18 protein-coding genes are annotated in these 23256 nt (G+C 76.3%); 6 read left to right on the top strand and 12 right to left on the bottom strand.

Annotated features, from left to right (window positions below; translation table 11 throughout):
* Positions 1 to 33 precede the first annotated feature (33 nt).
* From BMW27_RS13995 to BMW27_RS14015, 5 genes are all read right to left on the bottom strand, one after another.
* Positions 34 to 2169: an O-antigen ligase family protein gene (locus tag BMW27_RS13995; RefSeq protein ID WP_091445098.1), complete on the bottom strand. Its 2136-nt coding sequence runs from the start codon at positions 2167 to 2169 to the stop codon at positions 34 to 36.
* Positions 2166 to 2903, bottom strand: a complete 738-nt coding sequence (locus BMW27_RS14000) for a hypothetical protein (RefSeq protein WP_139206900.1) — start codon at positions 2901 to 2903, stop codon at positions 2166 to 2168. The genes BMW27_RS13995 and BMW27_RS14000 overlap by 4 nt, the downstream gene beginning before the upstream one ends.
* Before the next feature lie 115 nt (positions 2904 to 3018).
* The gene (locus BMW27_RS14005) at positions 3019 to 4020 is read right to left on the bottom strand and encodes a hypothetical protein (RefSeq protein ID WP_091445101.1); all 1002 of its coding nucleotides are present in this window, start codon (positions 4018 to 4020) and stop codon (positions 3019 to 3021) included.
* Complete coding sequence (locus BMW27_RS14010; protein ID WP_091445103.1) at positions 4017 to 5102, bottom strand: glycosyltransferase family 2 protein; 1086 nt, start codon at positions 5100 to 5102, stop codon at positions 4017 to 4019. The genes BMW27_RS14005 and BMW27_RS14010 overlap by 4 nt, the downstream gene beginning before the upstream one ends.
* Before the next feature lie 164 nt (positions 5103 to 5266).
* Positions 5267 to 7024, bottom strand: a complete 1758-nt coding sequence (locus BMW27_RS14015; protein ID WP_091445104.1) for a malectin domain-containing carbohydrate-binding protein — start codon at positions 7022 to 7024, stop codon at positions 5267 to 5269.
* Between the two features lie 384 nt (positions 7025 to 7408).
* Here BMW27_RS14015 and BMW27_RS14020 point away from each other — a divergent pair, with 384 nt between their 5' ends.
* Genes BMW27_RS14020 through BMW27_RS14035 form a run of 4 tightly spaced genes read left to right on the top strand, consistent with a single transcriptional unit; the run spans position 7409 to position 12145 of the window.
* The gene (locus BMW27_RS14020; RefSeq protein WP_091445106.1) at positions 7409 to 8506 is read left to right on the top strand and encodes a GNAT family N-acetyltransferase; all 1098 of its coding nucleotides are present in this window, start codon (positions 7409 to 7411) and stop codon (positions 8504 to 8506) included.
* Positions 8499 to 9998, top strand: a complete 1500-nt coding sequence (locus BMW27_RS14025; protein WP_091445108.1) for an oligosaccharide flippase family protein — start codon at positions 8499 to 8501, stop codon at positions 9996 to 9998. The genes BMW27_RS14020 and BMW27_RS14025 overlap by 8 nt, the downstream gene beginning before the upstream one ends.
* Positions 9988 to 11067 carry a GNAT family N-acetyltransferase gene (locus BMW27_RS14030; RefSeq protein ID WP_091445110.1) on the top strand — a complete coding sequence of 360 codons (1080 nt, stop codon included), beginning with the start codon at positions 9988 to 9990 and terminating at the stop codon, positions 11065 to 11067. Before BMW27_RS14025 ends, BMW27_RS14030 begins: the two co-directional genes overlap by 11 nt.
* Complete coding sequence (locus BMW27_RS14035; RefSeq protein WP_091445112.1) at positions 11057 to 12145, top strand: GNAT family N-acetyltransferase; 1089 nt, start codon at positions 11057 to 11059, stop codon at positions 12143 to 12145. Before BMW27_RS14030 ends, BMW27_RS14035 begins: the two co-directional genes overlap by 11 nt.
* On the opposite strand, the gene BMW27_RS14040 is transcribed toward BMW27_RS14035, so the two are convergent.
* The 5 genes from BMW27_RS14040 to BMW27_RS23435 all read right to left on the bottom strand — a co-directional run bounded on the left by BMW27_RS14040 (position 12099) and on the right by BMW27_RS23435 (position 17879).
* Positions 12099 to 13181 (bottom strand): glycosyltransferase, encoded by a 1083-nt coding sequence (locus BMW27_RS14040; RefSeq protein WP_091445114.1) that lies wholly within the window; start codon positions 13179 to 13181, stop codon positions 12099 to 12101. The genes BMW27_RS14035 and BMW27_RS14040 overlap by 47 nt on opposite strands.
* Entirely contained in the window at positions 13178 to 14128 is a 951-nt protein-coding gene (locus BMW27_RS14045) for a polysaccharide deacetylase family protein (protein WP_091445115.1), read from the bottom strand. The genes BMW27_RS14040 and BMW27_RS14045 overlap by 4 nt, the downstream gene beginning before the upstream one ends.
* A 43-nt stretch (positions 14129 to 14171) precedes the next feature.
* On the bottom strand, positions 14172 to 15341 hold the full coding sequence (locus tag BMW27_RS22965; RefSeq protein ID WP_175486502.1) for a glycosyltransferase: 1170 nt from the start codon (positions 15339 to 15341) through the stop codon (positions 14172 to 14174).
* Complete coding sequence (locus BMW27_RS14055; RefSeq protein WP_175486503.1) at positions 15338 to 16537, bottom strand: glycosyltransferase family 4 protein; 1200 nt, start codon at positions 16535 to 16537, stop codon at positions 15338 to 15340. The genes BMW27_RS22965 and BMW27_RS14055 overlap by 4 nt, the downstream gene beginning before the upstream one ends.
* A 241-nt stretch (positions 16538 to 16778) precedes the next feature.
* A complete protein-coding gene (locus tag BMW27_RS23435) occupies positions 16779 to 17879 on the bottom strand; it encodes a serine/threonine-protein kinase (protein ID WP_175486504.1) in 1101 nt (366 codons plus the stop codon).
* 26 nt (positions 17880 to 17905) lie between these two features.
* On the opposite strand from BMW27_RS23435, the gene BMW27_RS14060 reads away from it, so the two are divergent.
* Entirely contained in the window at positions 17906 to 18691 is a 786-nt protein-coding gene (locus BMW27_RS14060; RefSeq protein WP_175486505.1) for a nucleoside/nucleotide kinase family protein, read from the top strand.
* Here the strand turns inward: BMW27_RS14060 and BMW27_RS14065 are convergent.
* Together BMW27_RS14065 and BMW27_RS14070 are read right to left on the bottom strand one after the other, a co-directional pair.
* Entirely contained in the window at positions 18607 to 19809 is a 1203-nt protein-coding gene (locus BMW27_RS14065) for an ATP-grasp domain-containing protein (protein WP_091445118.1), read from the bottom strand. The two genes, BMW27_RS14060 and BMW27_RS14065, sit on opposite strands and share 85 nt — an antisense overlap.
* Positions 19806 to 20918 (bottom strand): GNAT family N-acetyltransferase, encoded by a 1113-nt coding sequence (locus BMW27_RS14070; RefSeq protein WP_245743579.1) that lies wholly within the window; start codon positions 20916 to 20918, stop codon positions 19806 to 19808. The genes BMW27_RS14065 and BMW27_RS14070 overlap by 4 nt, the downstream gene beginning before the upstream one ends.
* A gap of 417 nt (positions 20919 to 21335) precedes the next feature.
* Here BMW27_RS14070 and BMW27_RS14075 point away from each other — a divergent pair, with 417 nt between their 5' ends.
* Complete coding sequence (locus BMW27_RS14075) at positions 21336 to 22901, top strand: lipopolysaccharide biosynthesis protein (protein WP_091445120.1); 1566 nt, start codon at positions 21336 to 21338, stop codon at positions 22899 to 22901.
* Positions 22902 to 23256: the final 355 nt, after the last annotated feature.

The raw sequence follows: 23256 nt of genomic DNA on the forward strand, positions 1-23256 counted from the left end.
GGCAGCACGCCGTCCGCCGGCCGCTGACGCCGGTCAGGACGTCGGCACGGGCTGCTGCGACGCCGCGCGGTCCCGCTCCCGTCGCGTCCGCCACGCCAGCGCGCCCGCCCCGGCAGCGACCAGCACGCCGAGCGCGAGGGGTACGAGGGCGAGCCGGCGGTCGTAGGGCGCCGCGGCCTCGGTCACCACGGGAGGCCCAGGCACCGGCTGCGTGACGTAGAGCGCGCTGACCTCGTCGAGGAAGCGCTGCGCGGCCGCGCGCACGGCGTCGGCGGCCGCCGCTGCCGCCGCGGGGTCCGGACCGGTCGCGGTGAAGACGAACAGCCCCGACCGCACCGACCCGGACACCTCGATGGTGATGCCGTCGGTCGGCAGGCCCGCGGCCGCGACCTGCGCCAGCCCCTCGTCGGTGAACCGCTGGCTGGCCGCGATGCCGCCCATCGTCCGGACCAGCCCGTCGCGGCTGAGGGTGTCGAGGTCGTAGGCGGGCGAGTCGGTGTCCTGCGTGTAGTTGACCGCCATCTGCATCCCCGCCGACGCCGACCAGGTCGGCTCCGAGGGCTCGGCGCGCAGCCACAGCGCCCCGGCCAGCACGAGCAGGGCCGCGGTGAGCAGCACTGCCGTGGAGCGGGCGCCCGCGGACAACCCGGCCGAGCGCCGGGGACGGACGGTCGGGCCGGAGCCGGCCGGGGTCCTCTGCCGGTGCCGGTCCGCCCGGCGCGCACGGATGTCGAGGGCCGCCGCCAGCGCGGCGACGAAGAGGAACGTCCGGAAGGTCGCCAGGTGCAGGAACACGCTGGCCACCGCCCACCCGGCGAACGCGGCCAGCACCGCGTTGGACATCGCCACCGGTGCCTCGCGGTCGACCGCGGGGCCGCCGGCGCGCGCCAGGGTGCGGGCACGGGCGGCGCTGAACGCGGCGACGCCGAGCAGCAGCAGCCACGCCGCCAGCCCGACCACCCCGCCCTCGGCCGTCGCCTCCAGGTACTGGTTGTGCGGGGCCAGCGGCACGCTGTCGATGGCTAGCTGCTGGAGGTACTCCGGGGTCAGCGCGAGGAAGTTGCCGGGACCGATGCCGAGGACGGGGTGGTCCACGACCATCTCCAGCGCCACCCGCTGCGCGGCCACGCGTCCCTCGAGCGAGGGGTCGGCGACCGCCAGCCCGTCCGCGCCGACGGCGGAGAGGGTCAGCAGGCGGCTGCCGACCCCGGGGACCAGCAGGACCAGCCCGGCGAGGAGCGGGGCCAGCGCGACGGCCTTGGCGACCCGGCCGCCGGTGAGCAGCGCCCAGAGGCAGAGGACGACGAAGGCGGCCAGCAGCGTGCCGCGGGATCCGGTGAGCACCACACCCGCACCGATGGACAGCGCGGAGCAGATCCAGAGCACGGCCCCGCGGCGCGACGTCGCCGTGTGCGCCAGGGAGAAGGCGAAGGGCAGCCCCAGGAGCAGGACCCGTCCCCAGAAGTTGGGGTCCCCCTGCGGGCCCGAGTGCCGCGCGGTGGCGCCACCGATGTCGGCCTCCACGGGGACGTTGGACAGGCCGGCCAGGGTCGTCCCGTTGTCGAGGACGAACTCCTGGAACACGGTCAGCGCGGAGAGCACGGCGAGGGTGAGCACGATGGCGCGGGCCATCGCGACCGGCGCGCGCCGGTGCGTCAGCAGGAGGAGGCACACGACGACGGGCCAGAGCAACGCCTTGGCCACCTCCGCCACCACGGCCAGGCTCGCCGTCGGGTCCTCGGCGGTGACGGAGGCGAGCAGCTGGGCGGCCAGGTAGAGCAGCCCGGCGACCACGAGGGGCGAGGACGCCGGCCGCACCTCGCCGCGCAGCCAGGCCAGGCCGACCGCCAGGAGGGCCAGCCCCAGCAGCGCCGTCTCCAGCCGGGGCACGCCGTTGGCGGCGGCGACGTCCGAGAGGTTGCCGACCTCGACGACGGTCGCGACGACCACGAACGCCACCGGGCGCACCAGCAGGAGCGGGATGGCGAGGACCCCCGCGGCGATCAGCGGGGCGAGCAGCGGGAGCCCGAGGGCGGTGGCCGCCACCAGGACACCCAGCGCCACACCGGCGCAGGCGACCGCCACGGCGACCGGGAGGAGGGGCCGCCCCGTGGGCGGGGCGTCGTCCCGCGTCGGGGCGGCGACCGCGGGGAGGAGGTCCTGGCTCACCGAGCCGGTCGCGACGACAGCGGCCCCACGGGGAGTCGCGCCTCGGCGGGGCCGTCCGCGGTGCCGCCGTCGGTGCGGACCGGGACGGTGGTGGGCTGCTGCACCGGGGTCGGGCCGTTGACGACCTCCGTCTCCCGCTGCGGCACGGCCGTGCCCGCACGGGCCTGCTGCAGCCCGCGGACCGCGACGTACGCGGCCAGGCCCGCGATGACGGCCAGACCGGCCACCACCCCGGCCAGCAGCGCCGGTGTCAGCCCGGTCGGCTCGGCCGTACCGACGGCCGACTGCACGGTGGTCAGGTCGTAGGGCGCGCTGAGCTGGTCGAAGTAGGGACGGGCGCGTTCCAGCGCGGCGTCGGCCTCGGCCTCGGCCGTCGCCGCGTCGCCGGCGGTCGCGGTGACCTTGATCAGGGAGGTCTCCGGCACCACGTCGACGTCGACCGCGACGCCCGACGGCGCCCCCTCCCCCGCGCGCAGCCCGACGATCTGGGCGAACGTCGTGGCGATCTGGCCGCTGCTCAGGGTGTCGTAGTAGCTGGCCACCTCGACCCCGGAGGCGTCGGGGAGGACGACGAGGGTGCTGGTCGCCCGCTGCTCGGCCGGCCACAACTGCCAGAACACACCCCCGCCGACGAGGACGAGGAGGCCCACCAGGACACCGCTCAGGAGGGCGGTGCGGCTGCGCCGACGACGGGCGGGACGGACCACCACGGAGGGCGCTCGATCGACAGTCACCGGGCCAGGTTAACCACGGGATTTGCGGATCCGGCCCGTCGAGGACCCCTTGTGACCACGGCAACGCGCACGATCACCGTGCCGGGTGTCCCCCGTCCACCCGCCTGGGGGACGGTCAGCCGCCGTCCCACGCCCGGAGGACCCGGAGCCGGTCCCACGGGATGTGCGGCATGTCGTAGTAGTCCCACGGGAAGCCCGCGACCTCGGGGTAGGGGTTCTCCTCGCCCTCGGCCGGGGCCTCGAAGGCCACGGCCAGCGCGCTGCCGGAGACGTCCCGGACGTAGCCGCCGTGGGTCTGCAGCGCCTCGGCCACCGCGATCTCCCCCGGCGTGATGTCCGGGATGCTGCGCACGTCGATCGACGGGTCGAGCTGCAGCCGGCTGCCCTGGGGGACGCACGTGCCGTCGTCGACGTTGCCGTCGGTCTTGGTCGCGGGATAGCGGAACTCGTCGGCGCAGCTGAGGCTCGAGGCGAACGCCAGGGCGTGCGGGATCACCCCGTCCCGGATCTCCCGCAGCCGCACCACGCCCGCCAGCAGGTTGATGCCCGCGCCGGTCGCGCCGCCGTCCACGGCCTCGTCCGGGGCATTGCCCCAGCCGTCGTAGTCGGCCCAGGTACCCCAGGACACCGACCACTGCCCCGAGTTCAGCTCGCGGGCCTGCCAGAAGTCGTACACCCGGCCGGCCTGGCGGTCGATGACGACGAGGGCGCCGTCGTCGCCCGGAGCGGCCTGCGCGCCCGCGGGGATCGGGACCTCCTCAGCCTCGACGGGGCACTGCCCCCAGTCCTGGGTGCAGGTCACCGTCACCCGCGGGGTGTCGGCATCGGCCTCGTAGACGGGGACGCCGAAGTCGTAGAGCAGGGCGCTGGCCCCGCCGTCCCGCGCCAGCGCGGCGACGATCGCCTCGCTGTCGCCGTCGAGCACCGGGGAGTCCGGGATGGGGAGGTTCCACGGGCTGTCCGACGCGAAGGGCAGACCGCCGCTGTCGGGCACCGGCGCGGGATCGGGCTCGGGCTCCGGCTGGGGTGCCGGTGCGCCGCCGCACACGGCGACCGTGAGCAGCGCAGCCGCCAGGGCCGCCCACCGCAGCGCACGCCGGCGGGGCGCGGCGCTCACGCCCGCCGCCCGGTCAGCCGGCGGACGGCGGCCACGGCGGTCCGGGCGCCGCGGGCCAGCCCGCGGAGGACCGGCCCCCGGGGACGGCTCAGCAGCACCAGCTCGGCCACGGGCAGCAGCGCCGGGCGGGGCAGCACGGCGACGAGCAGCAGGGCGAGGGCGGTGACCGCGCGCTGCACCGGGTCCGGGGCGGACCCGCCCGCCGCCACGGCCCGCAGGCCCGCACGGGCGAGGGGGAGGACCCGGTCGCCGGACGCCGGGTGCCCGGTGCGGTCGGTGCGCAGCGAGACCAGGCGCTGCAGCACGTGCTCGGGGTCGCGCAGCGGGATGTCGTCGTCCACCGTGCGGCCGTGGGCGGTCGCGGTCTGGACCAGGTACCGCTGCCGGGTGAGGTCGTAGCGGACCCGCTGCCGGATCCCGGCCAGGTCGACCCCGCCGGAGTAGGCCCAGAGGTTGGTGCCGTGCAGCCGGTAGGAGCCCAGTTCCCGGTCGAGGGACAGGACCGGGCCGTGGAACGGGGTGACGAGGTTGAGGTACCCGTCGTTGGTGTTGCGGAAGTCGTCCTCGGGGATGGGCAGCACCCGCTCGAGCACCGCGCGGCTGAAGGCGTTGCCCGTGGTCACCGGTGTGACGTAACGCCCGGTGCTGGTCAGCTCGCCGACGACGTCCCCGGTGGGCAGGTCGACGTCGAGCGGCGGGTCGACCGCGCTGCGCCGTCCCGCCGCGTCGATCAGCGAGAGCCGGAACTGGACCTTGCTGAGGTCCGGGCGCCACACCCGGGCGACCTCCTCGGCCGCCTCCGGGTGCAGCAGGTCGTCGGCGTCGAGGAACATCACCACGTCCCCGGAGGTCAGCGGGACGGCCGTGTTGATGACCGAGGAGTTGCCGCCGTTCTCCTTGGAGACGGCGCGGATCCGGTCGCCGTACCCGCGGATGACCTCGGGTGAGGAGTCGGTCGAGCCATCGTCGACGACCAGCACCTCCACCGGGCGGGTCTGCGCCAGGGCGCTGTCGATCGCCAGGGGGAGGTAGTCGGCGTAGTCGTGGCTGATGACGACGATGCTGATGCGCGGGCCGGTCATGCACGTCCAAGGTCGGAGGGGGTGCCGGTCGGCCACGGAACCGTGCGCGCCGTCTCCCCCGCCACCGAGCTCGTGCCGCCACGGTAACCCATCCCGCGCGCCCGACGGGGGCCTCACACCCGACCGGGTGGGTGAGCGGCCCGCGGGCCGCTCCCCCACCGTGCTCAGCCGGCGATCACGCGCAGCCGGGTCCAGGGGATGTTGGGCATCGTGTGGTAGTCCCGGTCGAGCCCGACCGCCGGGTAGGGGTCCGCCTCGCCGATGGGCGCCTCGAACGCCACGCAGATGTTCGAGCCGCAGTTGTCGCGGTTGATGGCCCCGTACACCTGCAGCGCACGGGCCACGGCCTTCTCGGCGGGCGTGATGCCGGGGATCGCGTCGACGTCGATCGACGGGTCCAGCTGCAGCCGCGCACCCTCGGGGACGCAGTCCGACCGGGTCGAGCTGCCGTCGGTCTTCGTGGCCGGGGAGCGGAACTGACCGGCGCAGGAGTTGTTCGTGGCGATCGACAGGGCGTGCGGGATGGTCAGGTTGCGCATCTCGAACGTCCGGATGACGCCGGCGAGGGCGTTCACCCCACCGCCCGTCGCCCCGCCCTGCGGGCCGGCACCGTTGCCGGTGAGCGGAGCGCAGGTGCCCCAGCTCGTGGTCCACCGCCCCGTCCCGGCCTTGCGGGCCTGCCAGAAGTCGCAGGACGTGCCGGCGGCCAGGTCGACGACGATCATGCGACCGTCCGACCCGCTGGTCGGCTGCGCGTCGGCCGGGATGCGGATCGGCGCCTTCTCCAGGTCGCAGGTCCCCCAGTTCTCCGTGCAGTCGACGGCGGCCGTCGGGGTGCCCGCCACCGCGGTGAAGACCGGGTCGCCGTACGCGTAGAGGTTCGCCGTGGCGCGGTCGGCCGGTGCGACGCTGCGCACCATCGCGGCGCTGCGCGGGTCGAGGACGGGGTTGGCCGCGACGGGGGTGTTCCAGGCGCTGGCCGCCGCGAAGGGGCGTCCGGCGTCGACGGTCAGCATCCCCATCGCGGCACCGGCGGCAGCCGGCAGGGAGGAGCCCGGCTTCGCCGGCACGGCCCCCGACGGGGCCTGGTCGGCCGGCACGGGGGACGACGGGACCGGGGGCGTCGGTGCGGACGACGGCGCCTGCTGCGGGGCCGGTGCCGAGGGGGCCGGGGCGACGGGCGCGGCGGGCGCCACCCCGGCGGCGGCCGCACCGGGGCTCACCGGACGGCAGGTGCCGCGCGAGAGCTGCTGGAACACCTCGACGGCGCTGATGACGGGCCGGCCGACGGATCCGCGGCCGACGATGGTCAGCTCGCCGTCGCGGACCTGGTTCGCGGAGTCGATGACGACCGCCCGGCGCACCCCGTGCGACGCCGCGAGGTCGAGGTCGCGCACCTCGGGCCGGCCACCCTCCACGTTCACCGAGAAGACGCGCCGGCCCTCCCGCCACGACCCCCCGCCGTCCGCGAGCTCGGCGAAGTGGAGCCGGGTCACGTACCGGCCCCGGGCGGGGACGGCGACCTCGTAGGCGAAGTCGCCCTCGTGGGCGGTGCGGTAGAGCTCGTCGGCCTCGGTGCCCGCGATGTCGCCGCCCGTGGCCGCAGCGGCACCGCCGGAGGACAGGTACGGGTCGGCCGACCAGGTCTGCCCGGCCACCGTCACGGCGGCACCGCCCAGGTTGACGCGGGCCACCGGCACCCGGTCGGTCGTGCCCTGGGGACAGCTGCTGGAGGCGCGCGCGGTCTCCAGGTCGGTGATCAGGCCGGGGACGCCGAGGCCCGGGACGCCGAGACCGGCGACGACCGCGGCCAGCCCGAGGAGCAGACCGCTCCACCAGAACGCCGACCGGCGGGCGGGGCGGGCGGGCCGAGCAGCGCGGACCGGGTGGGCTCCGGAGCGCGGGCGGGCGTGGCGGGGCATGGAGGACCTCGGAGTTCGACGACCGACGGGGTGCGGGCTCACGGCTCCACCCCGGGCGGGGGAGCCGTCGTGCGTCGTGCTGCGGCGGGGCCACGGTCGGAAACCGGTTGGTCACGCTGTGCAGCAGTACGGCAGACACAAGGTCACAGATCAATTACGGTGTGTCAATACTCGATGTCAGACGCCCGTCCGGGACGCGCTGTGACGTGGCTCTCGCCGCGTACGGCCGAGCGCCGGGTTCATCCCGCCCGTTCGGGTGAGCCGGCCACCTCCCGGCCTGCGACCGCGTTCTCACTGGCACGATGCCGGTGACGGGCGAGGGATCCGGCTGCGCCGGAGCGCGTGGACGACGTCGATGCCGACGGCCCGCGAGGAGGCGGGGAAGTGTTGGAACGGACCACGGGGCGTCTCGTCGTGCGGGCGGTCGACCCCTCCACGCCGGCGCTCGCGACCCAGTGGCGACGGCTGCAGGAGCGCGGCGGTGTCGGCACCCCCTTCCTGACGTGGGAGTGGTTCTCGGCGTTCGCCGAGAGCCCCACCCTCGGACGCCACTGCGTCGTCCTGGTGGTCGACGGTCCCGGCGGGCAGACCGTCGGGGTCCTCCCGCTCGAGGTCGGGCCCGACCCGCAGGGCCTGCGGGTGGTCCGCTGCGCGGCGGCCGCCGACCTGGGCGCCGACCACCTCGACGTCGTCGCGGCGTCCCGGGACCGCGAGGAGGTGGCCGCGGCCGCGGCGCGGTACGTGACGCGGGTGCTGCGCTGGGACATGGCCGACTTCGAGGGGCTGTTGCAGGGCGGCGCGCTCGACCGCGCCCTGCAGCGCGAGCTGCGGTGGCCCCGGTGCCTCTCGCTGCCCCCGGAGGTGGAGCAGGTGGCGGTGCTGGACCTGCGGTCCGAGGACGCCCGGCAGCGCCTGGCCCGCCGCAGCGCCCGTGGGCTGAAGTGGGTCCGCCGGGCGGGAGGCGGTTTCTCGAGCGTGACCGACCCCGCCCGCGTGGGTCCGGCGCTCGAGACGCTGATGGACCTGCACAACGAGCGCTTCGGCGAGCGGTCCGTGGTCTTCTCCACGCCCGAACGGCGGGCCTTCCACCTGACCGCCGCGACCCGCCTGGCGGAGGCGGGGATGGCGCGGGTGGACCGCCTGTCGACGGCGGACGACGACCTCGCGCTGGAGTACGTCCTGCTCCACGGGGAGCGGGCGTACGGCTACCAGAGCGCCTTCCGCCCGGGCGCCGGGCACTCCCCGGGGCGCACCGTGATGTGCCAGTCCATCCTCGCCGCGGCCGGCGAGGGCCGGGTCGAGTACGACTTCCTCCGCGGTGACGAGGACTACAAGGCCGACTACGCCACGGGGAGCCGCCCCGACGTGCGGTTGCGGGCCCTGCGCCCCACCCCGCGAGCCGCCGGCTGGCTCGCCGGGCGGCTGGGGCGCCGCCTGGTCAGGACGCTGGACCGGCGCCGGCCGGGAGTCACGGATGACTGACCCCCAGGGCGAGGGGCAGCTCCGGGCCCCCGCGACGCCCGAACCGGCGCGGCGCGGCGACCGCACCGCGTGGCACAGCTTCGCGTGGGCGGGGCTGTCCTTCGGCACGACCAAGCTGGCCGTGTTCGTGTCGACGCTGGTCCTGGCCCGGATCCTCGTGCCCGAGGACTTCGGTGTCGTCGCCGCGGCGATGACCGTCGTCGCACTGTTCGAGATCGGCCTGGACCTGGGTGTCGGCTCGGCCCTGATCCACGACCAGGAGCAGGGCATCACGAACCGGGTCCAGACCGCTTTCACGCTCAACCTCGCGGTCGCCGCGCTCCTGACCGGGGTCTTCGTCGCCGTCGCCCCCGCGGTGGCGGCCTACTTCCGCATCCCCGAGCAGGTCGACGTCTTCCGGGCCATCGCCTTCTTCCTGCTGATCAGGGGGCTGGGACAGGTCCACGACGCCGTGCTCCGCCGGGACCTGGACTTCCGGCGCCGCACCCGGGCGGAGATCGCCCGGGCGCTGACCCGCTTCGCCGTCTCGGTGCCCCTGGCGCTCCTCGGCCACGGGGTCTGGGCGCTGGTCTGGGGCCTGCTCGCCGCCGAGGTCGCCGGGACCGTCGTCAACTGGCTGCTGGTGCGGTTCCGACCGCGGCTGACGATCGACCGCACCGCCGTGCGCACCCTCCTGCACTTCGGCCTGGCCGTCGTGGGGGTGCAGGCGCTCTCGGTGGTGTCCTCGAACGCCGACTACCTCGCGGTGGGCCGCCTCCTCGGCCCGGACGACCTCGGCCAGTACACGATCGCCTACCGGCTGCCCGAGCTGCTCATCGACAACGTGTACTGGATCTTCTCGAGCATCGCGCTGCCCTGGTACTCCCGGGCCCGCACCGAGTCGGCGGACTCCTTCAAGGACACCATGCTCCGGGCGCTGACCCTCCTCACCCTCTTCGGCTTCCCGATGGGGACCGCGCTGGCGCTGGTCGCGCGGGACGCCGTCCCGGCGTTCTTCTCCGAGCAGTGGCTGCCCGCGGTCGGGCCGATGGTGCTGCTGTCGCTGTCGGCCGGCATCGCCGCCATCGGCTTCGCCTCCGGTGACATCTTCCCGGCCCTGGGACGCCCCGGCCTGCTGCTCCGCCTGGACGTCGTGGTGGCCACCGTCGAGATCGCCGCCTACTTCCTGCTCGCCCGCCACGGGATCCTCGTGGTCGCGGCCGTCAACCTCTCCGTGCTCGCCGTGTACATGCTGGTGCGGGTGTTCATCGCCAACCGCCTGGTCGGCGCGACGCTGGGCGAGAGCGCACGGGCCGTGCTCCCCGCGGTGTCGGTGTCGGTCGGCATGGCCGCCTGCGGAGTGCCCGTCCTCCTCCTCGTGGAGCCGGGGATCGCCTCGCTGGCCGCGGTGATCGGCGCCGGCGCCGTGGGTGCGCTGGCCGGGGCGGCGCTCGGCGGCCGCGCGGTGATCGCCGACCTGGTCCGGACCGTGGTGGCGGCCCGTGCCCGCTGAACCCACCGTCCGCCTGCTCGCCCCCGCCGACGTCACCCCGGCCGTCGAGGCCGCCTGGCGCGCGTTGGCCGACCGGGCCGCCGAGCCCAACCCCTGCAACGAACCCGACATGCTGCTGCCGGCGATGCGCCTGCTGCCGGACGGGGACCGGGTGCGCCTGCTCACGGTCACCGACGGGGACCGCCTCGACGCCCTCCTGCCCGTCGTGCCGGTGCGCCGGTGGCGGGGACGGGTGCCGCTGCCCGCGCTGGTGTCCTGGGCGCACGACTTCCAGGTGCTGGGCACACCGCTCGTCGACGCCGAGCACGCGACCCGCGCGCTCACCGCGGTGCTGCGCGCCCCGTGGCGCGGCCGCCGGGGTGCGGCAGTGCTGGAGATCGAGGACCTCGGGGACGACGGTCCGGTCGCGGCCGCGCTCGACGGGGCCGCGGCCTCGCTGGGCCTCACCGCCCGGCGCTGGGACGGCTTCGAGCGCCCCGTGCTGGCGCGGGACGGGGACGGCGCGCCCGTCGGGGACGACCGCCGCGAGCGCCGCCGGCGCGCCCGCCGCACGCTGGAGCGGGCACTCGGCCCGACGACCTCGGTCGACCGGTCGGCGGACCCGGGAGCCGTCGACCTCCTCCTGCGGATGGAGGCGGCCGGCTGGAAGGGCAGGGAGGGCACCGCGATGGCCTGCGACCCGGCGGCGACGGCGTTCTTCCGCGAGGTCTGCGACCGCTTCCGGGCCGCCGGGCGTCTCGAGCTGCGCTCCCTCGACGTCCCCGCCGGCCCGGTGTCCATGGAGGCGGTGCTGCACGCGGGCGACGGGGCGTTCCACCTGAAGACCGCCTACGACGAGGAGTACCGGGAGTACTCACCCGGCATGCTGGCGATGGTCGGGTACGCCGACCGCTTCGCCGCCGAGCCGACCGGCTTCCGCGACGTGTGCACCGGCGGGCCGGCGGAGGCCGAGGGCCGGCTGTGGCCCGGGCGGCGCCGCATCTCCACCGTGGTGCTCCCGTTCGCCGACCCGGTCAGCCGCGTGGCGGTCGGCGCGCTGGCTGCTCTGCGGTCCAGCCGTGCGCGCTGAGCCGGCCGCCGCCCTCCTGGGCCGAGCGGACCTCACCCCCGACGTCGTCGCCGCCTGGCGGGACCTCGTCGCCCGGGCCGCCGAACCCAACCCCTGCCTCGAGCCGGACTTCGCGCTGCCCGCGATGGCGCACCTGCGGGGCGACGACGCCCGGCTGCTCGTGGTGCGGCGGGGCGCAGAGCTCGACGCGCTCCTGCCGGTCCGGTACACCCCGCGGTGGCGACCCAGGGTCCCCGTGCCGGCCCTGGTGTCGTGGACCCACCCCTACCAGCTCCTCGGCACGCCGCTGGTCGACCGCGACCGGGCTGGGGACACCTGGACGACGTTGCTGCGCACGCCGTGGCGGCTGCGCGGTGCGGCGGCCCTGCTCGACGTCCACGGCGCCGGGGACGACGGGCCGGTGTCCGCGGCTCTCGACGAGGCGCTCGCAGCGACCGGTGGCCGGGCAGTGCGCTGGGACGGTCACGAGCGCGCCGCCCTGGTCCGCGGCGCGGAGGCCATGACCGAGGCGCCGTCGGGCAGCCGGTACAAGCGGGTACGCCGCTCTCGCCGGGCCCTCGAGCGGGCAGCCGGCCCCGTCACCGTGGTGGACCGCGCCGGCGACCCGGCTGCGGTCGAGCGCTTCCTCGCCTTCGAGGCGGCGGGGTGGAAGGGGCGGGCCGGCACGGCGGTGCTCTCGGACCCTGCGAGCGCCGCGTTCTTCCGCGAGGTGTGCGCCCGCTTCGCCGGCGCGGGCCGGCTGGAGGTGCGCTCCCTGGAGGTCCCCGCCGGGCCGGTGGCCGTGCAGGTCGCCCTGCGCGCGGGGGATGCGGTGTTCCACATGAAGGTCGCCTACGACGAGCAGTACGGCGACCACTCGCCCGGCGTGCAGCTGCTCGTGGACTACGCCGACCGCTTCGCCGAGGAGGGCCTCGCCCTGCGCGACTCCTGCACGGCGGCCGGGAACGTCACCGAGAGCCAGGTCTGGCCCGGGCGGCGCCGGGTGTCCGACGTCGTCGTGCCGTTCGCCGGCCCGGTCAGCCGAGCCGCCGTCAGCGGGCTGGGCCGCCTCCGGGCCCGCCGCCGTCCGCCCGCGTGACGGCAGGCGCCCGGCCGGTGCGGGCGCGCACGACGTCCCGCACGCCCTCCCAGAAGCCCAGTCCCCAGCCCACCTGCATGGCCACCAGCGCCAGGGGCACGGCCCTGCGGTCGGTGCCGGGCGGGGTGCTGCGGTCGATCACCGCGGCGGCCGTACCGACCGCGGCCGCGTAGGGCGCCACGGCGAGCGCCGCCAGCCGAGGCCGCCGGAGGGCGGTGGCCGCTGCGGCACCCAGCCAGAGGACCAGGGCCGGGGGCGCCAGGTGCCGGAGCTTCACGCTGCCCGGGTGCCGCAGCGCGACCTGCGGCTTGCCGCGGCCGTAGCGCCGGTACTGGGTGAACAGCTGCCGGACGTCGTCACGGGCCTGCCAGGCGATCTCCAGCTCGGGGTCGAACAGCAGCTCGCCCCGCGAGCGCAGGCGCTGGTCGAACTCGAAGTCCTCGTTGTTCGGGATCGACTCGTCCCAGCCGCCCAGCTCGCGCACCAGCGCGGTCGGGTAGGCGCCGAAGGGGATGTGGTCGACCACGGTCTCGCGGGTCCCGTAGTGGTACGTCGACCCGCCCACCGCCAGCCGCGAGTTGAGCACCGCGGCCACCGCCCGCCCGGCCGGCGTGCGCCCGACCGCGCTCTTGCGGCCGCCCACCCCGACCCAGCGCCCCTCCGCCAGCCGGGAGACCGCCCGGGCGACGTAGCTGGGCGGGACGGTCGAGTGGGCGTCGACGCGCACCAGCCACCGCCCGCGGGCGGCGGCCACCGCGGCGTTGAGGCTCGCGGGGATAGACGGGACCGGGTTGTGCAGCACCCGGAGCCGCGGGTCGGTGGCCGCCCGGGCCGCCAGCCGCTCGGCCGTGCCGTCGTCCGAGCCGTTGTCCACCACGACGACCTCGAGGTCGACGCCCTGCTGGTCCAGGACGGCGTCCAGGCACGCGTCGATCGTCCGGACCTCGTTCCGCGCGGGCACGACGACCGTCACCTCAGGCGAGGCCGGGGCCCCGCCCGTCGGGTCCGGCTGCGGGTCCCGGGTCTGCTGCCTCATCGCCGTCCGCCCAGCGCCGGGACGCGGTGGGCCACCACCCGCTTGGCCACGCTCGCCGCGCGCCGGACCAGCTGCTGCAGGTCGGTCTCGGCGTCGACGAGGACGCGCGGGACCTCGATGGCCGACGACTCCGGGCGGGCGAGCGCCGGGTGGGTGGTGACGGCGAAGGCGTAGCCGGCCTCGCGGACGAGGTCGAGCGTCGCCGGCGAGTAGTCCTGCGCCCGGCCGTTGGGGTAGGCGAGGACGTCGACGGGGCGGTCGAAGTGGGCCTCCAGCGCCCGCCGCGAGTCAGTGAGCTCGGTGGCCTGCGCGGCGACGGTCTCCCGGCTGAGGATGGGGTGGGCACAGGTGTGCGAGGCGACGTCGTGCCCGTGCTCGACGAGTCCGCGGGCCTCGTCCCAGTCCATGAACTGGCGCGCGGGCGGCTCGGGCCCCTCGGCGGCGAGCCGGCCGCGCAGCTCGGTCACCGCCGCCTCCCGGTCGCTGCGGTCGACCAGCTTGAGCGAGTCGGCGACGGTGGCCGCGACGGTCCGCCGCGCGGCCGGGGTCGAGGTGTCGTACCGCTGCCCGTCCCAGTCGAGGACGGGGGAGGTGGCGTGCGCGAAGGCCCAGCCCAGCTCCTCCCACCAGACGCGGGAGGTGTCGGACAGGAAGCCGGGGACCAGGAAGAACGTGGCCGGCAGGCCGGCGTCGTGCAGCACCGGCGACGCCACCGTGGCGTTGTCGAGGTAGCCGTCGTCGAAGGTCAGGGCCACCGCGCGCGGGGGCAGGGGCCGGCCGGCGGCCAGGTCCTCGAGCGCCGACCGGAGCGGGACGACGGTGGTCCAGCGCCGCAGGAAGCGGACCTGCGCCGCGAACTTCCGCCGGGCGACCTCGGGGGACGTGCCGTCGAAGGCCCAGGTCGGGTCGATGTTGTGCCAGCCGAGGACCAGCAACCGCCGGCTCATCGTGCGTCCTCCAGTCGGGTGGTGCTCGGGGTGCGGTCGGGGGTCATGCCGGCTCCGGGGTGCGGCCGGCGGCCACGGCGGCGTAGCGGTCGGTGAGTCGCTCGGCCCACTGCCGGGAGCCGAAGCGCTCCTCGGCTCGGCGCCGGGCGGCCGCACCCCGCGCGCGCAGGCGTGCCGGGTCCCGCAAGGCGTCCCGCAGGGCCGTGGCGAACGACCCGGGGTCGGGGAGCACCCCGGGGGCGGGGGCCGGCACCAGCCAGCCCGTCTCGCCGTCGACGACGACCTCGGGCACCCCGCCCACGTCGGTGGCCACGCTGGGCACGCCGGAAGCGGCGGCCTCGAGCAGCACCGTCGGGAGGGCCTCCATCCGGGTGGGCAGGGCGACCAGCGTCGTGCACCGGAGGATCCGCGCGACGTCGTCGCGGGCGCCGGCGAAGACCACCCGCGACGCGACGCCGAGGTCGCGGGCGAGGGCTCGCAGTTCCTCCTCGCGGGGGCCGTTCCCGATGAGCAGCAGCCGCGCCTCGGGGTGCTCGGCGAGCACCTGCGGCCACGCCCGGACGGCGACGTCCTGCCCCTTGCCGATCCGCATGTGCCCGACGACGGTGACGACCGGCACGCCCGCCGGGACGCCGAGCTCGGCGGGGAGGTCGGTCGGCTCCCCGGGCGCCGTGGGGTGGAAGCGCTCGAGGTCGACGCCGTTGTGGACGACGCTCCAGTGCCCGTGCCGGGCGCTGCGCCGGTAGCGGGCGGCGAAGCCGTCGCGCGAGGCCTGCGAGACGAGGAGCAGGCCGGCTGACCGGCTGCCGGCCAGGACAGCCAGCCGCTCGCGGAGCGCCTCGCGGCCGCGCAGCGGGACGGGCACGTGGTGCAGCGTGCAGAGCACCGGCCGGCGCGCCAGCCGCCCGGCCACGGGGGCCAGCGTGGTGGCGTCCTCCAGGTGCGCGTGCACGACGTCGCAGCCGGACTCGCGGATGGCGCGGGCCAGCCGGGCGACGGCGTCGGGCTGTGCGAGCCGGTCGACGCCGAGGAAGTGCGGCTCCAGGCCGGCGGCGCGCAGCCGGGGCAACCAGGCCGCACGGCCGTTCGTCGGCGGCGCCAGCGAGAGGACGTCGAGCTCCAGGCCGAGCGCCGGGGCCTCCGCGGCGAGGGTCACCAGGACGTTCTCGGCGCCACCGAAGTTCAGCGAGTCGATGACGACCAGGACCTTCACGCCGGCTCCTCCCCCGCGACCGGCGCGGAGTCCCGCCGGGCGAGGGCGCGCAGGTGGACCTCCTCGATCCGCTCGGCCACCGTCGCCCAGGACGCCCCGGTCACGGAGCGGGACCGGCCGGCCTCGCCCATCCGCCGGGCCTCCTCGGGGCGGTCGAGCAGGTCCAGCAGCGCCTCGGCCAGCGCGCCGGCGTCCCCCGGTGGGACGAGCAGGCCGGTCTCCCCGTGCTCGATGACGGCCGGGAGGTCGCCGACCCGCGTGCCGACCGTCGGCCGGCCGAAGGTGCGGGCGAGCTCCACGACGCCGCTGGCGTTGGCGTAGCGGTACGGCGCCGCGACGACGCGCGCCTGCTCGAAGAGGACCGGGACCTCCTCGACCGGCACGTAGCCGGCCCGGAAGTCGACCCCGCCGATCCGCTGGGCGGTGCTCCGCAGCCCCTCGAGGTCCGTGTCGCCGGACGGCGCCCCGGCCAGGACCAGCCGGGCGTCGGGGCGACGCGCCCGGACGGTCGCAAAGGCCTCCAGCAGCAGGTCGATGCCCTTGTAGGCCTGCATCGTCCCGAAGAACAGCACCACCGGGTCGGTCCCGTCGGCCGGCCCCGGCGTCCCCCGCAGGAACACGCCCTCGTCGCCGTGGGGGACGACCGTGACCTCGTCGACGTCGGGCCAGGCGGCGCGCAGGTCGGCGGCCGACTGCTCGCCGAGCACCACCACCGCGTCGACGCTGCGGTAGCCGAGACCGAACGAGGCGTACAGCAGCCGGTTCTGCCGCAGCACCTCCCCGGTGGCCCGCTGCTCGTTGAACGGCAGCGGCGAGTGGGCGATCGTGACGAGCGCAGGACGACCGGTGAGCCGGGCCATCAGCGCCAGGACGGCCCCGTCGGCCGGGAAGCGCCCTCCGGAGAACTGCACGACGTCCGGCCGGGTGCGCCGGACGTGCCGGAGCACCGCCAGCCACGCGGCGTGGTACTGCGCCGCGCGGCGCACCCGCCGGGCCCTGCGGCGCAGCGGGTGGTCCCCCGCACCCTCGCTGGGGTGCCAGGTCGGCAGCACCGGCAGGATCGACAGGCCGGGACTGCGCGAGGGCAGCTCGGGGTCGGGGCCGGTGAGCAGCTCCACCCGGTGCCCGCGGTCGGCCAGCGCCTCACCGAGCTGGACGGCGAACTGGAACAACCCGCCCGAGGGGTTGAACTCCACGAGCGTGACCTTCAGACCAGCCAGGACCGTCCACCTCCGTGTGCCGCGACGACAGCCGCTCTCCCTCTGCGGCCGCTGACGGCACCGGGAGCTCAGGGGCCGGCCGGCAGGACCTCGGCGTCCGGCGGTGATCGACCTCGTGCACGGCGAGACTAGCCTCCGCCTCCGCTCTCCCGGCTCCCGCGCGGGCACATCACCGGATCGGTGGACGCTGCGACGCCCCCGGTCGGGTGGGTGTGACTCAGCGGGAGGACAGGCGGAGGACGGCCCGCAGCAGCTGCTCCGGGGGCACGTCGTCGCGGCACTCCAGCGTCGCCGGCACGGCCGCGAGCCGCTGCGCGGCGGTCGGGCCCGTGACGGCGACGACCACGACCGCGGGCTCCCGCAGGCCACGGAGCACCCCCCGCAGGTGCCGGAGCGGCGACGGGTCGACCAGCGACACCACATCGACCGCCGCGCGGCGCAGGCTCGCCGTCACCGTGGCGGCACGGTCGGCCGCACCCGGTCCCCGGAGCGTCACCCGCACCCCCCGTCGCCACCGGTCCTGCGGGGTGGACCGGTCCGGCGACCGCAGGCGTCGTCGCGGCGACGGCCGGACGCCGAGTTCCCCGAGTGACAACGGCCGCGGCATCGGCGCCCGCTCCAGCCAGAGGGAGGCCGCACGGAGGGCGGACCAGCCCGAGCGCGCCGAGGGATCGGACGGCACGTCCGGCCGGTCGGGTCCCAGGGACTCGACGTCGGCCAGGTCCCGCAGCCGGACGACGCCACGAGCGGCGACCGACCGCGCCAGCCGCGCCGCCTCGGCCTCGGGGCGCAGGCGCGCGAGGTCCGGTGGCGCGCCGGGGCTCCTCCGGCCGTCGGGCGGTTCCAGGGCCGACGGGTCGACCACCTCGACGTCGACCAGGTCCACGACCGCACCACCAGCGGTCCGGACCAGCGCGGCGCGGCCGGGGCCGGCGTGCCAGCCGACCTCGAGCAGCCCGGCAGCCGTGAGCCGGTCCACCGTCTCCGTCAGGCGCGCCGCCGGCACGAGGAGGTCCACGTCGGAGCCGAGGACCGGCCGCCAGGGCGGTCCGGCCACCGCGACCTCGGATGCGATCGCCCCGAGTGCCCGGCGCACCCCCTCGAGCGTGCCGGCCCGGACGGCGGCCGACCCCCGCTCGGCCGCCACCGCAGCCGCCCAGTCGGGGGACCCGCCCAACCCGGTCGCCACCGCGGTCAGGGCCAGGGGCAGGCGGTGCTCCTGCGCCACCCGCAGCGCCCGGGCGGGCTCCCGGTCGGGCGGCTGCGCGAGCGCGCCGGCCAGCAGCCGCCCGAGGTCCGGGACGACGACGCCGGCCACGCGCGCAGCCTGCCACAATCGAGCTGGTGATCCCCCGAGCAGCCGGTGACGCCGGTGTCCGGCGCGACACCCGGCCGGAGGGCCTCACCGTCGCGCTCATCGGGCCCGACGGGTCGGGCAAGACCACGGTGGCCGACCGCCTGGTGCGGGAGTTCCCGCAGCCGACCGTGCGGGTCTACATGAGCATCAACCCGGCCTCCAGCCGGCACATGCTGCCGACCACGCGGCTGTCGTGGGTCCTGCGGGGACGTCCCGAGCACATCGGCAACGTCGGCCGGGAGCACTCCCACCGGCTCACCGCGTTCCTGGCCACCCTGGCCGAGGTGGTCAACCGGATCGCCGAGGAGTGGTACCGGGTCCTCGTCGCCCGCTGGCACGTGGCACGCGGCCGGGTCGTGGTCTTCGACCGCCACTTCTACTTCGACTACCACGCCACGGACGTGGCCGGCGGGAGCCGGCGCTGGGAGGACCGGTTGCACGGGGCCTCCCTCCGGCGGCTGCCCCGGCCGGACCTGACCGTCTACCTCGACGCGCCACCGGCTGTGCTCTTCGCCCGCAAGGGCGAGGGCACGCTCGAGTCGCTCACCACGGTGCGCGGCGAGCTGCTGGCCGCCGTCCGGACCGAACCGGGGAGCGTGGTCCTCGACGGGACCGCGCCGACGGACGACGTGGTCCGCGGGGTGGCCACGGCGGTGCAGGACCTCGGACGACGGCGGGCCGCCGGCACTCAGCCGGCCGCCCGCTCCCGCCTGCGGAGGACCGCCCGTGCGCAGCGACGGGCCAGCTCCCGGGTCTCGGCACGCAGCAGCTGACGGCTGCGGCGCAGCGCCGGCCGCGGGTCGTCGGCCGACCACGTGGAGTGCACCGCGCCGCGCGCGGTGCGCAGCGTGTCCGTGACGTCCCGGACCAGCCCGCCACGCCGTTCGACGACGGCGCGCCTCAGGTCCTCCTCCAGCGACTGGTAGCGGACGCCGGGGGTGCCGGTCAGGGGCTCCCCCGGGGACGTCGACGGGTCGAGCGCAGCCCGGGCCCACAGGACGGGCAGGTCGCAGCCGGCCGCCCCGGCCAGCGCCAGGGACCCGTAGAACCGCCCGTTGAAGTCGATCAGCCGCGGCGCGCCGCCGTCGGGAGGCGCCAGGAACTGCAGGTTCGCCAGGCCCCACCAATCGAGGTCGTGCAGCACCTGCTCGCAGGCCGCGGCCAGGGCCGGGTCGACCGGCACGGTCTCGGCCAGGACGCTGTTGTGCCAGTACGGGGAGATGCGTCGCGCGCGCTGCTGCACGACGGCCAGGCGGCGGCCGGACCGGTCGAGCAGCAGCGTCACGGCCATGAGGTCGCCCTGGACCACCTCCTGGACGACGGCCGCTCCCCCGGCGGCGGCGATGCGCGCCACCGCCCGGTCGACCTCGTCCGCGGTGGCGCAGAACGACCGGTCCAGCCGCGCGGGGACGCCGCGTTGCCCCGGGGTCCAGTGCACCCGCGCCTTGACCACCACGGGCAGGGGCAGGTCCGTCGGGCCCTGGGCCGGGTCCGTCGTCCGGGGCACCGCGAGGCCGGCCGCCTCGGCGGCCCGCGTCAGCGTCAGCTTGTCGACGGCGCGGAGCACGCTGTCGTGCGCCGCGTAGGGGAACAGCGCCCCGAGGGTGTCGCGGCCGGCCGAGAGCGCCAGCACCTCCACGTCGTCGGCGCCGAAGACCAGGTCGTAGCCGCCCTCGGCGACGGCCTCCCGCGTGGCCGCGAGGAACGCCTCCCAGTCCTCCTCCGCGGGAGGGACGTGGTGCCAGGCGGCAGCCCACCGGGAGGAGCCGGCTCGTCCACCGGGCGTGGGCGAGCCGATGCCGACGTGCCACCCCGCCGCTCCGAAGGACCGGGTGGCGGCCAGCGGGTGCGGGCCGAGGCCGTCCTCGACGATCAGGACTCGGGGGGTCATGCGCTGACGTCCGGGCCGACCGCGGCCACCGTCTGGGCGGCACCGCGCAGGTGGCGGGCCACCGCCCGCGTCACGGACGCCTCCCGCAGTCGGATCGCGGCCATCGCGGCTCGACCGCCCGGCCCGACACCCACGCGCAGCCGCAGCAGCCGGCGGGTGCCGGCCGCCCACTGCATCTTGTAGGGCTCGGTGCCGCGCAGGAAGTCGACCTCGGTCATGCCGGCCTCGCACGCCCAGCGGAAGCCGTTGGCCATCAGGACCGTCCCCGCGCCGCTGTGCCGGTCCTCGAGGCTGCGGCCGCCCTGGTAGTAGCTCATCCGCCCGGCCACGGTGAACACCACGTCGACGGCGGCCACCTCGTCGCCGACCCGGAGCTCGAAGAGCTGCATCTCGCCGGCGGCGTGACCGGCGCGGGCGGCCGCGCAGAACCTGTCCCACTCGCGGATCAGCCCCGAGTCGTCGCCGAACTGACCGGCGTGGAGTGCGCGCAGCCGGACCAGGGTGTCCTCGAGGCCGGCCGGTTCCACGACCGCGAACGAGACCCCGCCGCGCCGGTCCAGCTTGCGGGTGGACCGGCGGATGGAGTTCCGCATGATCGGCGGCAGGGTGGTCAGGTAGGCGTCGAAGTCCTCGGGGAGGGCGACGTGCGGAGCCGCCTCCTCGACCTCCACCACCACCCTCCGGCCCAGCGCCTCGTGCAGCCGGTTGCCCTCCGCCACGCCCGCCAGGTCGACCAGCCGGGACCCGCGCCGGTGGAGCCACCGTCCGAGCGCCTCGACGACGCGCGCCTCCTCGCCCGGTGCGGCGAGCAGGTCGAGGTGGTCCGGGCTCAGCGGTCCGGCGCCCAGGTTGACCAGGACCGGCAGTCCGCGGAGCCGTCGCCGCTCCAGCGCCAGCCCCCCGACCAGGTCGTCCCCGGAGCGCACCAGGACCAAGCAGGAGTCCGCGGACGGGGCCATCGCGGCTAACCACCAGGACCGCAGGAACGGCGAGGGCACCGCGCACTGCTCCACGAGCCGGTCCCAGGCGGCGGCATCGGCCTCCAGGCCGGCCGTGACGAGCGTGCGGCGCTCGCGGTCTTCCACCGGCGGGGCGGCAGGGGTCTGCATCACGGCGACGGGCGTCCTCGGGTCGTGGCGGTCAGGCGGCGGCACCCCTCGGTCGCGAGGCGGAGGAGCAGGCACCACGGCGTCGGGTTGCGGAGAGTAGTCGACGGTACCCGCCGACAGCCCGTCGACGCCGCACACCTGACCGGGTGACCAGCGACCACCCCGTCGTCCCGCCCGCCCATCAGTGACTCTGCGTGACAGTCGGACGACCGGTCGTGCTCCACCGGACACCTCCCCGGGGGACCGGGGTGCCCAGCCGCAGCACCCGGAGCGGACCGGTCCCCCGGGCGGGTGACCACCCGACCGGCCACCCCCTGGTAGAACGGCAACGGACTCTGTTCGGATCGAGCCCACGGGCGTGCGCGATCCCCGACCGGTTGGGGGATCCGGACCACTCAGCGGAAGAGGACCGACGCCATGAGCCCGATCACGCGGGGAGGCCCGAGCGCGCAAGGAGGGCCGGAGCCCGACACCACTGTCGCGGAGGCGGTCGACGCGGCCGAGGCACCGGCGCGGGTCGACGCGCGCACCGCCGGTTCCAGCTTCCTCTGGTCGGCCGCCTCGTTCGGGTCCAGCAAGCTGCTGGTCTTCCTCACGACCCTCGTGATGGCCCGGCTGCTGGTCCCCGAGGACTTCGGCGTGGTGGCCGTGGGTCTGGCGATCGTCTCGTTCCTCGAGGTCGCCCTCGATCTCGGCGTCGGGTCCGCCCTCGTCTACGAGCAGGAGCGCGGGATCACCCGGCGGGTGCAGACCGCCTTCACCCTCAACGTCGCCATCGCCTCGGCCTGCACCGCCGCGGGGGTGCTGGCGGGCCCCCTGGTCGCCCGGGTCTTCGACGTCCAGGACACCACCCTGCTGCAGGTCCTCTTCCTCTACTTCCTGCTCCGCGGCCTGGTCCAGGTCCCGGACGCGGTGCTGCGCCGCGACCTGGCCTTCCGGCGCCGGGCACTGATCGAGGTCGCGCGCGCCGTCGTCCGCGGGGTGGTGTCGATCGCCCTGGCGGCCACCGGCGCGGGGGCCTGGGCGCTCGTCGCGGGCATCCTCGCCAGCGAGGCGGTGGGCGTCGTCCTCACCTGGGTGGCGGTGCGCTTCGTCCCCGTCCTGGCGTTCGACCGGTCGGCCGCCAGGGCGCTGCTCGGGTTCGGGACGGCCGTGCTCAGCCTGAAGGTCCTCGGCGCGGTGTCGGAGAACGCCGACTACTTCATCATCGGTGCCCAGCTGGGGACCGCGGCGCTGGGCATCTACACGCTGGGCTACCGGATCCCGGAGATCGTCCTCGCGAACGTCTTCTGGATCTTCTCCAGCGTCGCGTTCTCCATCTACGCGCGCGCCCGCTCCGAGGACCTGCAGGAGCTCAGGACGGCGGTCCTGCGCGCGATGCGGATCATCACGCTCTTCGCCTTCCCGACGGGCGTGGGCATCGCCGTGGTCTCCACCAGCCTGACGCCGACGTTGCTCGGTCCCGGGTGGGAGGCGGCCGCCGCGCCGATGGCCTTCATCGCCCTGTCGATGGCCGCCTCCTCCATCGGCTACGCGTCCGGGGACGTGTTCCCCGCCGTGGGTCGACCCGGCCTGCTGATCAAGATCGTGGCGCCCACCACGGCGGTCAAGGTGGTCGGTCTGCTGCTCGCCGCCCCGTACGGGCTGACGGCGATGGCGGCGACCGCGTGCGGACTCAGTGCGGTGTTCGCCACCATCCGGCTGCTCGTGGTGGACCGGCTGCTCGGGCTCCGGCTGACCACCAGCCTCGAGGCCATGTCCCCCGGTCTGGTCGCCGCCGCCGGCGCCGCCCTGGGGGCGCTGCCCGTGGTGCTGCTCCGGCCGACCGGGGTGGTCACGCTGGTCGGCGCGGTGGCCGCGGGGGTCCTCGGCGCCGTGGCGCTGCTCGTCCTCCTGCGCCGGGCCGCGCTCCGGGACCTGTGGCAGCTCATCGGCGCCATGCGCCCACGGAGGTCCGGGGACGCGGCGGCCGGCGCCCGCTGACGCAGGTGCCAGGCGTCCCGCCCCGCGTGGACGCGGAGCCGTGACTGCCGCCGGTGGATCCGCCCGCCGTCCGGTCGGCGCGGGCCGGAGCGGGCCGTCGGCCAGGGACCTCCTGCGCCCCCGCCACGTTTGTGACCACGGGCCTCCGGCCGGAGTGACCTCCGTCCTGGCTCGACCGTGCTCGCGCCCGAGCCGCGGGCGTCCACCCGCCACCGGCTGCGCCGCTGGTGCTGTTTCCCCGGGGGCCTTACGACCTTCCGCTGCGGTCCTCGGGTGGCCTACGTTGTGTCCACCCCTGCAGGCTGCAGGGCGAGGTGCAGCGTCGGGGAGGAGGCGGCGACTCCCGTCCGGCCCC

Origin of the sequence: Geodermatophilus poikilotrophus (assembly GCF_900111455.1) — a bacterium.
GTDB classification, from domain to species: domain Bacteria; phylum Actinomycetota; class Actinomycetes; order Mycobacteriales; family Geodermatophilaceae; genus Geodermatophilus; species Geodermatophilus poikilotrophus.